Source organism: Aeromonas sp. 604176, assembly GCF_049170755.1.
Taxonomy (GTDB): Bacteria; Pseudomonadota; Gammaproteobacteria; order Enterobacterales; family Aeromonadaceae; genus Aeromonas; species Aeromonas veronii_A.
In genome coordinates this window covers 1-11,478 of the sequence record NZ_JAAKNE010000037.1, presented here as the reverse complement: position 1 = coordinate 11,478, position 11,478 = coordinate 1, and the positions used below count along the sequence as shown (strand labels likewise).

Sequence of the window (11,478 nt, the reverse complement as noted above, 5' to 3'; positions counted from 1 at the left end):
TAATGATTCATAACACAAATAACAGGAAGTCGTGCTGCCGTTTCGCTATGATCCCGGCCGCTTTCTCTCCACCGAGTCGAATATGTCAGCTGTTGATCTGGGCACAGCCCCGCTATCTCGCCTTTTCTGGCGTTACGTAACCCCGACCGTGGCGGCCATGCTGATCACCGGCATCTATGTCACCATCGATGGCATCTTCGTTGGCCATGTGCTGGGTCAGGATGGCATGGCCGGTTTGATGCTGGCTTATCCCATCTGCGCCGTGCTCTATGCGGTGGGGGCGCTGATCGGTATGGGGGCCTCATCGCTGGTCTCCTTCTATCTGGGGCAGGGCAACCCGGCCAAAGCCCGCCATATCGTCGGCAATGCGCTGGTGATGGTGTTGCTGGCCTCGGCACTGCTCAGTTTTATCGGGATTCGTTATGGCGAGCCCATGCTGGCCTGGATGGGGGCGGAGGGGGAGATCTTCACCGCCGGGCTCTCCTACCTGCAGGCCTACGCATGGCTTGGCTTCTTTGCGGTGCTGTCGATGGCGTTCAGCTCGCTGCTGCGCAACGATGGCCGCCCCGGATTTGTCACCCTCATCATGGTGGTCGGGGGCCTGCTCAACGTGCTGCTCGACTATCTGCTGATGGTGGTGTTTCCGTTCGGACTGGCCGGGGTGGCGACGGCCACCATGCTCTCCCAGGCAGTGACGGGCCTTGCCTGCCTGTGGCACTTCTTCACGCCGCGCAGCCAGCTGCGGATAAGCTGGGACACCCTGCGCCCCGATCTGCGGCTGATGGGCGAAACGGTGCGCCTCGGGATCTCCAGTTTTCTGATGTACCTCTATCTCTCTGTGGTGCTGGCACTGCACAACAAGGCGTTGCTGGCGGTGGGTACTTCGCTGCATGTGGCGGCCTACGGGGTGATCAGTTACACCGAGGCCTTCTTCTATCTGGTGTTTGAGGGGATCGCCATGGGTATCCAGCCCATCGCCAGCTTTAACGCGGGCGCAGGTCACTGGCGGCGGGTGTTGCGGATCCGCAATCTGGCACTCGGAGTGACGTTGGGGATCGCCCTATCCGCGATGATCCCGCTCTATCTGTGGCCGGAGGTGGCGGTCTATCTGTTTGCTGGCGACAACGCCACCTTGCTGCCGGTGGCGAGCCTCGGGATCTGGCTCTACTTCTGGGGGCTGCCGATGGAGGGCTTGCTGCTGGTGGGGGCCACTTACTTCCAGGCCATCAATCGGGCCCGCATCGCCTCCCTGCTCACCGGTGGCAAGCTGGTGCTGATCGGCGGTTTCTTGTGGGGATTCTCGACCCTGTGGGGCGTGCTCGGCGTCTGGCTGGCATTGCCAACGTGCAGCTCGCTGCTGGTGCTGGTAATGTGGCGGGCGATGCGTCGGGAGTCCGGCGCCCACGCGCTGGCCGGATAGGTAATCGGGTTCGACGTGCAGATAGCAGACAGGCAGCCATGGGCTGCCTGTTTTGTTAGAGGATGTTTTGTTAACGGGCTCTGCCGATTCAGGGCTTGAAGGCGCCGATAAAGATGGCGGGATCGACCCGGGTATCGTTGAGGCTGACGTTCCAGTGCATATGGGGGCCGGTAGCGCGGCCGGTCGAACCGACTCGCCCGACGATGCCGCCACGCGGCAGGCTCTGGCCGAGCTTCACATCTACCTTCGACATGTGGCAGAACATGCTGATGAGCCCCTGACCGTGGTCGACAAAGACGGTATTGCCATTGAAGAAGTAGTTGCCGATCAGGATCACCTTGCCTGCGGCGGGGGACTTGATCGGGGTGCCGGCGCCGACAGCGAAGTCGAGGCCGGAGTGGGGATTGCGCTCCTCGCCATTGAAGAAGCGACGCAGGCCAAACGGGCTGGAGAGGGGGCCGTTGACCGGCTTGTCGAACATCAGGTTGCTCGGCTGGTTGGGGCTGAAGGTCTGGTAAGCCCGGGTCTGCTCCGCCAGCTCGCGGTTGATACGTGTCATATCCTCGGCGAGCGGATTGACCTGACGGCTGTTCTTGAGCTTGATGTGCTGCTCGCGGTAGTGCTTGGGGGTCACGGTGAAGCCGAGAGTACGGCCATCACCTGTGGTCAGTTGCTGGGCGCCGGGCGTGCTTTTCAGAGAGATGCCGACGATGGCGATCCACTGGTTGTCTTCGCGCACCACCAGCACGGGTTTGTCGTGATAGCGGGCCGTGGGGGCAGTGGCAGAGGCGCCAAGAGGGATCACCGCAACGCCACCCGGCACCGGATGGTTGAGCAGGCGACTGATAAAACCCTCGGCCAGGGCTGACTGGCTGGCCAGTAACAACAACAGACAACAAACAACTCTCATGACGATACCACTCGATGTTAAAGCGCCCGGGATGGCGGGATGACAACCCCCCTGTCCGGCATTCGTCGATCACTAAAGGATGATCACGGCACGCTGGCCACGACAGGCGCGGCTGGGGAAGGGGGCAGATTGTGCCTCGTTATGGTCGGGGCAGCCAGAGGCGGGGCGTGGCTGACGCCCCTTTTGTGCATAGCTGCGTCAGGTTTTATGTCGTGGTCGGGCCGCTTCGCCATTGAGTCGCCCCCGCCCTGGCTCTAGAATCGGCTTCCGGCACTGATGCCACCGACACTCCGAGGAGACGATATGAACGGATTACCCCCTTTGCGCACCACACCGGCCCGGTACACGACAGGTCGTGGCTGGCTCTGGGTTCGCAGCGGGTTCGATATCTTCAACAAGGGGATGGGGATCAGCGTAGCCATGGTGCTGGTCTGGTTTATGGTGGGCATGCTGCTGGAGCAACTGCCGGCGGGTGGCCTTATCTCCCAGCTGCTCTACATGGTGTGGGGCGCGGGTTGGGTGGCGGTCGCCGCTCGGGGTTATCGGGGGGAGCCGCTGCAGTTTGCCGATCTCTTCGCCGGTTTTCGCCACAAGCTGACCCCGCTGATGCTAGGCGGTCTGCTGGTGTTGCTGCTGTTCAGCCTGGTTGGCCTCATCTGTCTCGGTCTGCTCTCTATGTGGGGACTGCTCCCGCTGCTGACGCAGGATCCCGAGAGCATGGTGGTCTCTGCCAGCCAGTTGCAACAACTGCTGCTGGTGTTGCTGGTGGGTATGCTGCTCATCATTCCCGTGCTGATGGGGGTCACCTTTGCTCCGGCGCTGATCTACCACCACGATATCGGCATCATTCAGGCGGTACGGCTGAGCTTCTTCGGCTGCTGGCGCAATATTTTTCCCTTCTTCTGGTGGGGGCTGCTCTCAGCCATGTTGCTGCTGTTTGGCGCTGCGCTGCTGCTGGTGGGTCTGCTGGTGGTGATCCCGGCGCTCAACTACTCCATCTATGTGGCTTATCGGGATATTTTCCTGGACGAGAGTGCGCAGCAGGAAGCGCCTCACTCAGAACCATTCGGATTTGAAGCCTGATCAAGGGATCGGAATGAAGAAGGGGCACGCAGCGGCCCCTTCTCTTCATGGTCGGGTTTGAGGTGTGCTTACTCCTGCCAGATGGGATCCGCCGCCATGCGGGCTAGCAGAAAATCGAGGAAGCTGCGCAGCAGTGGCGACATCTGTTTGCGGGTGGCATACACCCCGTAGACCCCGAGGCGCTTGGGCTGCCAGTCGGTCAGCAGGGGCACCAGTTCTCCGCGCTCCAGATAGGGTTGGGCCGAGTAGCGTGGCTGCAGGCTGATCCCTGCGCCTTCCAGCGTTGCTTCCAGCAGCAGGTTGGAGATATTGGCGCTCAGGTTACCGCTGACCGGCACTGACTCGGGACCGTCCGGTCCATTAAACTCCCACAGGCTCTTGCCGAAGTAGGTGTAGGTGAGGCAGTTGTGCAGCGCCAAATCCTGCACCTTGTGTGGCATCGGATGACGGGCCAGATAGGCCGGGCTGGCACAGACTACCGAGTGGCAGGTGCCGAGACGGCGCGCCACCAGATTGGGGTCGAGGTCGTTGGTGATGCGCACCGCCAGATCGATCCGCTCCTCTACCAGATTGACGGTTCTGTCGAGCAGCAGAATGTCGATGGCCGTCCCCGGGTATTGCGCCAGATAGTCGTTGGCAGCCCCGACCAGCAGCGCTTCTGACAGGGAGTAGCTGCTGGTGATCCGCAGTTGTCCCTTGGGGGCGTCATCTCCCTTCACGGCGATCTGCTCCATCTCTTCGCCGAGGGCCAGCATGGCGCGGGCCCGGTTCAGCGCTTCCTCTCCCGGCCCGGTCAGGCTCAGACGACGGGTGGTGCGGTGCAGCAGGCGAGCGCCCATCCAGCTCTCCAGCTCGGCCAGATAGCGTGACACCATGGCGCGCGACATATCCAGTTTCTCTCCGGCGCCGCTCAGGCTCCCCTGTTCGACTACGCTGACGAAGACCCGCAATGCGGTCAGTCGATCCATGTATGGCTCTCTATATGTTCGATAAGTGCAACAGTGATGTGCTTTTTATGCTGTATTTGCACCTTATGTGATCCAATACACTCTGTCCATCAAATGAACCCCCGAATACTTAATGAGGAATAGATGATGAACAACACCCTGATCCGCAACCTGACTCTGGCGACCACCCTGCTGAGTGGCGCCGCACTGGCAGCCCCCCTGAGCGTGACCGTCTATAACCCTGGCGAGAAGGCGATCTTCCCGGTCTCCTCCTCACTGGTGACCGGTGACAAAGAGGCCATCCTGATCGATGCCCAGTTCGACGTACAAAATGGTCAGGCGCTGGTCGACATGATCAAGAAGAGCGGCAAGAAGCTGACCACTGTCTATATCAGTGCCGGTGACCCCGACTTCTACTTCGGTCTGGAGCCGGTCATGGCGGCGTTCCCGGATGTCAAAGTGCTGGCCGACCAGCATGTGGTTGACCATATCAACAAGACCAAGGATGCCAAGCTGAGCTACTGGAGCCCGATCCTCGGCAAGGGTGCACCGAAGAGCCTGACCGTGCCGCAAGTGATGACCGCCAGCCACCTGACGCTGGATGGCGAGAAGATTGAAATCAAAGAGATGAATACCCCGAATGCCTACCTCTGGGCCCCTTCCATCAAGACTGCTTTTGGTGGTGTGCCGGTCTACCACGGGGTGCATGTCTGGATGGCCGACAGCCAGACCAAAGCGGCTCGCAGCAACTGGGTCAAGGCGCTGGATAACCTGCTGGCCCTGAAACCCGAGCGTGTGGTACCGGGCCACTTCCTGGGCACTGCTCCCAAAGGCACTGCTGCTGTGACCTTTACCCGTGACTATGTAGAGCGTTTCGAACAGGAGCTGGCCAAGGCGAAAAACTCCGGTGAGCTGATTGAGGCTCTGAAGAAAGCCTATCCGGCACTGCCGGTTGACGATGGTCTGGCCATCGGTGCCAAGGTCAATACCGGCGAGATGAAGTGGTAAGCCACTGAGCCTGCTTTCCCTGTGTTTTTACCGGGCCTAAGGGCCCGGTTTTTTATCCGAGATTGAAGTGAGAATGAAGATGAGCGAACAACAAACCACCCTCCATTATGTCTATGACCCGCTCTGTGGCTGGTGCTACGGTGCCGCCCCCCTGTTGCAGGCGGCAGCCACCATTGCTGGGCTCAAGATCGAGCTGCATGCGGGCGGTCTCTGGCTGGGTAGTCGCCGTCAGCCTATGGGCGAGGCATTGCGTGATTATGTGCGCCCCCATGATCAGCGGATCGAGGCGCTGACCGGCCAGCATTTTGGCGAGCGCTACTTTAACGAACTGCTGCTGCGCGAAGGGTGTCTGCTGGACTCCGAGCCGCCGATCCGTGCGGTTTTGGCCGTCACGGCCTTGGGGGGGGATGGGTTGGCTATGTTGCACCGGATCCAGCAATCCCACTATCGGGACGGGATCTGGATTGGTGAGCCGGCATTTCTCGCCACGCTGGCGGCAGAGCAGGGGGTCAGTGAAGACGCGTTCCAGCAAGCCTATCTGCAGGCCCCATTGCTGCAACATCAGGCAGATAGCCAGGGCTGGATGAAACGGCTGGGTGGTCAGGGTTATCCCACCCTTGGGCTGATGCACAAGGGGCGGGTCACGCCTGTACGGGTTGCCGATTTTCTGGGGGAGCCGGATGCTCTGAGCACGCATCTGCTGGCTCTAATGACATGATGGCTGTTATTTGAACACGAGACCGCTTCAGGAAAGGTGTCCAGGGCCGATAGGCAAACAATCACAGAAACGGTATGAAATCCTTCTGTTTTCCGGGTGCAGGCTATGCTCTATATGACCATTCCCGGTGGATGTTGCGGGAGTGAAGACTCATTTCAAGGAAGCCCTTATATGTTCAAAAACATGTCCATCGGCCAGAAACTGAGTGCCGGATTTGCCATCCTGGCCTTGTTGGTACTGGGCTTGGCCTGGTTTTCAATCAGCCAGCTGGCAAAGCTCTATGGTGATACCGAAACCATCACGGGTAATTTACTGCCTTCTACTCGTCTGGCGAGCCAGATGCATGTTGCCGTGCTGGATGCGCGTCGTTCAGAGTTGGCCCAGGTCATCGGTGGCCTGAACAAGGATGAGCAAGAGGTAAGCGATCGCACCCTGACCTTCAATAAGGCCAAGCAGGAATTTGAGCAAGCAGCCCAAAAATATGGTGCTTTACCTTTCACTACTGGTGAAGAGAAGCAGGTTTATGAGCAGGTGGTTGCGGCGGGGGCCAAGTATTTTTCGGTACATGACCAGCTGTTAAATGCCTTTGCTGCTGGCGATCTGGATAAAGTCAGAAGTCTGCGCAAAAACGAGACTCGTGCCGCATTGGAAGAGGTTGGTGCCAAGTCTTATCGTTTGCGGGAGATCAATAACGAGATTGCCGATGAGATGGTGAAAGACATTGCGGCCATGTATAGCAATGCCAGAACCATGAGCATTATTGTCAGCCTGGTGACGCTGGCTTTTGTGGTGGTGATTGCCTGGCTGTTGACCGCCCAGATCCGCAATCCGGTGATGGCCCTGCTGGAGCAGACCCGCCGTGTCTCCTCCGGTGATCTTACCTCCCGCATCGATATGCAACAGTTCAACAATGATGAACTGGGGACTCTTGCCAAAGGGTTTGGCGAGATGCAGACCAATTTGCGTACCCTGGTCAGTGAAGTCTCGGGCTCAGTGGTGCAACTGAGTTCGGCCACCGAAGAGATGAGCTCGGTAGCAAGGCAGTCAGCGGCCAACATGAGTGCCCAGCAGCATGAACTTAATCAGCTGGCAACCGCGATGAACGAGATGCAGGCTACGGTTCAGGAGGTTTCTCGCAACACCAGCGATGCCGCCAGTGCCGCCACCTCGGCCAGCGAAACAGCAGAGATTGGGGCCAAGACTGTTAATGACTCTATTTTGCGCATCGAGCGGGTGGCGGGGGCCATCGAGAGCACTGCAGTGGTGATCCGCCAACTGGGCGATGATAGCCGCAATATCGGCATGGTGCTGGAGGTGATCCGCGGCATTGCCGAACAGACCAACCTGCTGGCATTGAACGCGGCCATTGAAGCGGCCCGGGCCGGTGAGCAGGGACGGGGTTTTGCGGTGGTGGCTGATGAGGTGCGTACTCTGGCCAAACGAACCCAGGACTCCACCTCCCAGATCAATACCATCATTGCCGAGTTGCAGCAGCGTGCCGAACAGGCGGGCAGTACCATGCAACAGAGTCAGGAGCTGATGAACACCACGGTAGCTACCGCGCGGGAAGCGGGCGAGTCTATCTCCCAGATCAGTGGCTCGGTCAGCAGCATCTCCCACATGAACATCCAGATTGCAACGGCCACCGAAGAGCAGGGCGCGGTGAGCGAGGAGCTCAACCGTAACGTGGTCAATATCAGTCATGCTTCCGAAGAGGTGGCCGCCGGTGCCACCCAGATGGCTCAGGCGTGCAACGAGTTGAACCACCTGGCTACCCAACTGCAGGATATGGTGCGCCGTTTCAGGGTGTAATCCATCGGCGAGTCAAACAGCCCGATTACCGCGAGGTGATCGGGCTTTTCTGTTTTGGAGGGGCAGCCAGAGAGGCTCACTGCAAGTGGATGACTTGTCCCGCCGGACGATATTGTGCATGCTGATGGCCCATTTTCCAGGCAGGACTCTTGCTGTATGAATCTTCGCGATCTCGAATATCTGGTGGCGCTGGATGAGGAAAAACATTTTCGCAAAGCCGCTGAACGCTGCTTTGTCAGTCAACCCACCCTGAGCGGCCAGCTGCGCAAGCTGGAAGATGAACTCGGGGTCATTCTGATCGAACGTACCTCGCGCAAGGTGCTGTTTACTCCGGCTGGCGATGCCATGGCCCATCAGGCGCGTCGGGTGCTCAAGGAGGTGCGCGAGCTCAAGAGCATCGGTCAGCACTTCTCCGAGCCGATGTCCGGGGAGATCCATATCGGTTTTATTCCGACCGTGGGCCCCTACCTGTTGCCCCGCATTATCCAGACCCTGCGTGAGCGTTTTCCCCAGCTGGAGTTCTATCTCTATGAGGAGCAGACCCAAACCCTGCTCAAACGGCTGGAAGAGGGGGAGCTGGATTGCGTCATTCTGGCCGAGATGCCTGGGATGGAGGGGTTTGGTTCAATCCAGCTCTATCATGAGCCGATGTGGTTGGCGGTGCCTTGCCATCACCCCGAAGCACAGGCCAGACAAGTGCCACTCGGCAATCTCAAGGGCAAGAAATTGCTGATGCTGGCCGATGGCCACTGTTTGCGGGATCAGGCGATGGGCTTCTGTTTCGCTGGCGGGATAGGTGAGGATCAACGCTTCAAGGGGACTAGTCTCGAGACGCTGCGCAACATGGTGGCCGCCGGTAGCGGCATGACCCTGGTGCCAAAGCTGGCCGTACCCGCCGATCATGATGAGGGAGGGGTGAGCTATCGTCCTGTGGTTGACCCTGTGCCGGGTCGTACCATCTCGCTGCTCTATCGCCACTACTCGGTACGTCGCCCCTGTTTCAACGAGCTGGCCGCCTCGATCTCCACGCTGATGAGCAAGCAGTTGGCCCAATAAAAAAACCGGCAGCCAAGGCTGCCGGTTTTGTTGCTGCCGCGAGAGCAGCTTAGAAGATATCGTCGGTAGAGACAGGCCCTTCCACATCGGGGTTGTCGCCACCGTAGACCTGATTGCCGTCCGAACTGGGCGCGGCGTAACGGGTCGGCTCGGTCCCTTCCTTGAAGTATTCGTCGGTTCCGCCACTGGTCGCCAGCAGTCCGGTTTCGCTGTCAATCTTCACCGTCATGATCCCTTCGGGAACCGGCATCTTGTGCTCCGGCTGCTTTTTGAGGGCGACTTTCATGAAGTCGATCCAGATAGGCTGTGCAGCGCCACCACCAAACTCGGCACGGCCAAGGCCACGCTGGTGGTTGTCAAAACCGATCCAGGAAGTAGCTACGATGTCCGGGGTATAGCCGGAGAACCAGGCATCCCGCGATTCGTTGGTGGTACCGGTTTTGCCGGAGATATCGTGACGTTTCAGGTCACGGGCTGCACGCCAGCCGGTACCACGCCAGCCGTTGCCACCCCAGATGGCTGTGCTCAAGGTGTCGGTGATCAGGAACGCGCTCTGGGCACTGATGGTATGCGGGGCGATGGTTGGCGCGAGAGGGGTCTGCGTGCCATCTTGTGCTGCGCCATCAACAGTTGGCTCCGGCAGTGTGCTCTGCTCGGACGCCGTCTGCTGTTCGCAATTGTTGCAGGCAATGGCAGGATTGGCCTGATAGAGGGTGTTCTCCAGGCTGTCGGTGACTTTGTCGATGAAGTATGGGGTCACCAGGAAGCCACCGTTGGCCAGTACCGAGTAACCACGCACCACCTCGAGGGGGGTAAATTCGGCTGCGCCCAGCGCCAGTGACTCATGGGGCGAGATGAAGTCGCGGGGGAAGCCAAAGCGTGTCAGACCGTCGATATAGGTATCCAGACCGATGGCGCGCATCAGTCGAACCGACATCACGTTCTTGGACTTGGCCAAACCCAGACGCAGCGGGGTGGGGCCATCATAAACGGCCGGGGAGTTCTTGGGCTGCCACATGGGCCCTTTTGACGGATCCCACTGGTTGATTGGCGCATCGTTGATGAGCGACGCCAGGGTATAGCCGTGCTCCAGCGCGGTCGCATAGAGGAAAGGCTTGATATTTGAACCGATCTGGCGACGCGCCTGATCGACCCGGTTGAATTTGGATAGTTCGAAGCTGAAGCCGCCAACTACTGCTTCCAGCGCGCCATTTTTCGGGTTCATGGCAACCAGCGCGGCGTTGACGTCCGGGATTTGGGCCAGCAGCAACTCTTCGCCCTCTTCCCGCACCCAGATCTGGGCGCCGACTTTCAGTACATCGCGTGCCGATTTCGGGGCATAGCTTTGGCGGTCGTCGGTAATAAAGGAGCGAGCCCATTTAATGCCGTTCCAGCCCAGCTCTGCTTCCTTGCCATTTTTAAGTACCAGTGTGGCGCTACGGTCACCGAGCTTGGTAACTACGGCCGCCATCAGCGGATCATAAGTGGGTTGCTTGCCAAGGTGGGCCACGATCTGCTCGTAATCCCAAGCTGTTTCGCCTGCCTTCCACAACTGGGCCGTCGGGCCACGATAGCCGTGACGCATATCGTAGGCAAAGACGCCATCCAGCAGAGCCTGTCTGGCGGCCCTTTGGCGTTCGGCAGAGACGGTAGTGTAGACGTGCAGGCCCATGGTGTAGGCATCTTCACCAAACTGCTCTACCATCTTCTGGCGTACCATTTCACCCAGATAGGGAGCGTGCAGGGTCACTTCGGCGCCGTGAAAACGGGCCTTGATCGGCATTTTGGACGCTTCGTCAAACTGGGCCTGGGTGATCTTGCCGGTCTCCAGCATCCGACCAAGCACAACGTTGCGGCGCGCAAAGGCGCGCTCGGGGGATCGGATGGGGTTGAGCATGGAGGGGGCTTTGGGCAGACCGGCAATGATGGCGATCTCATCCAGTCCCAGGTCCTTGACCTCTTTACCAAAATAAACCTGAGCCGCAGCACCGATCCCGAAGGAGCGATAACCGAGAGGGATCTTGTTGAGGTACAGTTCGAGGATCTCGTCTTTTGAGAGATTCTGCTCGATCCGCCAGGCCAGGAAGACCTCCTTGATCTTGCGGATGATGGTTTTCTCATTGCTCAGGAAGAAGTTGCGGGCAACCTGCTGGGTAATGGTGCTGGCACCCTGACGGGCATGACCTGATACGGCCCAGACGGAGGCGGCGCGAATGATGCCGATGGGGTCAATGCCGGGGTGCTCGTAGAAGCGGGCATCTTCGGTTGCCAGTACGGCATCGATCATTGGTTGGGGGATTTCATCCAAGCGCAACGGAATGCGACGGATTTCGCCATATTGGGCGATCAATTCCCCATCCCGGCTGTAGACCCTCATCGGGGTTGCCAGTTTGACATCACGCAGTGCGGTGACATCGGGCAGTTGGGGTTTGATATAGAAGTAGATACCGATGAGGCTGGCAACACCCAGCACAGCACCCAGCATCATGACAATAAACAGGCGAACGAGCCATTTCAGCATGGA

At 59.1% G+C, this 11,478-nt stretch carries 9 protein-coding genes; 6 read left to right on the top strand and 3 right to left on the bottom strand.

Annotation, left to right across the window (positions count from 1 at the left end):
- Window positions 1-82 precede the first annotated feature (82 nt).
- Window positions 83-1,420 carry an MATE family efflux transporter gene (locus G5358_RS08940; protein ID WP_216953050.1) on the top strand — a complete coding sequence of 446 codons (1,338 nt, stop codon included), beginning with the start codon at window positions 83-85 and terminating at the stop codon, window positions 1,418-1,420.
- 88 nt (window positions 1,421-1,508) lie between these two features.
- Here the strand turns inward: G5358_RS08940 and G5358_RS08935 are convergent, their stop codons facing one another.
- Entirely contained in the window at window positions 1,509-2,330 is an 822-nt protein-coding gene (locus G5358_RS08935; protein ID WP_216953051.1) for a peptidoglycan DD-metalloendopeptidase family protein, read from the bottom strand.
- A 303-nt stretch (window positions 2,331-2,633) separates the two neighbouring features.
- Between G5358_RS08935 and G5358_RS08930 the strand changes: the two genes are divergently transcribed.
- Window positions 2,634-3,413, top strand: a complete 780-nt coding sequence (locus tag G5358_RS08930) for a BPSS1780 family membrane protein (protein WP_216953052.1) — start codon at window positions 2,634-2,636, stop codon at window positions 3,411-3,413.
- A 68-nt stretch (window positions 3,414-3,481) separates the two neighbouring features.
- On the opposite strand, the gene G5358_RS08925 is transcribed toward G5358_RS08930, so the two are convergent.
- A complete protein-coding gene (locus G5358_RS08925; RefSeq protein ID WP_005362277.1) occupies window positions 3,482-4,381 on the bottom strand; it encodes a LysR family transcriptional regulator in 900 nt (299 codons plus the stop codon).
- 126 nt (window positions 4,382-4,507) lie between these two features.
- On the opposite strand from G5358_RS08925, the gene G5358_RS08920 reads away from it, so the two are divergent.
- From G5358_RS08920 to oxyR, 4 genes are all read left to right on the top strand, one after another.
- Window positions 4,508-5,368, top strand: coding sequence for a Vmh family MBL fold metallo-hydrolase (locus G5358_RS08920; protein WP_026035063.1), 861 nt, complete (start codon window positions 4,508-4,510; stop codon window positions 5,366-5,368).
- Between the two features lie 73 nt (window positions 5,369-5,441).
- On the top strand, window positions 5,442-6,086 hold the full coding sequence (locus G5358_RS08915; RefSeq protein ID WP_421323965.1) for a DsbA family protein: 645 nt from the start codon (window positions 5,442-5,444) through the stop codon (window positions 6,084-6,086).
- A 171-nt stretch (window positions 6,087-6,257) separates the two neighbouring features.
- Complete coding sequence (locus G5358_RS08910; RefSeq protein ID WP_216953054.1) at window positions 6,258-7,898, top strand: methyl-accepting chemotaxis protein; 1,641 nt, start codon at window positions 6,258-6,260, stop codon at window positions 7,896-7,898.
- A gap of 156 nt (window positions 7,899-8,054) precedes the next feature.
- Window positions 8,055-8,954 (top strand): DNA-binding transcriptional regulator OxyR, encoded by a 900-nt coding sequence (gene oxyR, locus G5358_RS08905; protein WP_257687017.1) that lies wholly within the window; start codon window positions 8,055-8,057, stop codon window positions 8,952-8,954.
- Between the two features lie 49 nt (window positions 8,955-9,003).
- On the opposite strand, the gene G5358_RS08900 is transcribed toward oxyR, so the two are convergent.
- On the bottom strand, window positions 9,004-11,475 hold the full coding sequence (locus G5358_RS08900; RefSeq protein ID WP_257687016.1) for a penicillin-binding protein 1A: 2,472 nt from the start codon (window positions 11,473-11,475) through the stop codon (window positions 9,004-9,006).
- Between the last annotated feature and the right edge of the window lie 3 nt (window positions 11,476-11,478).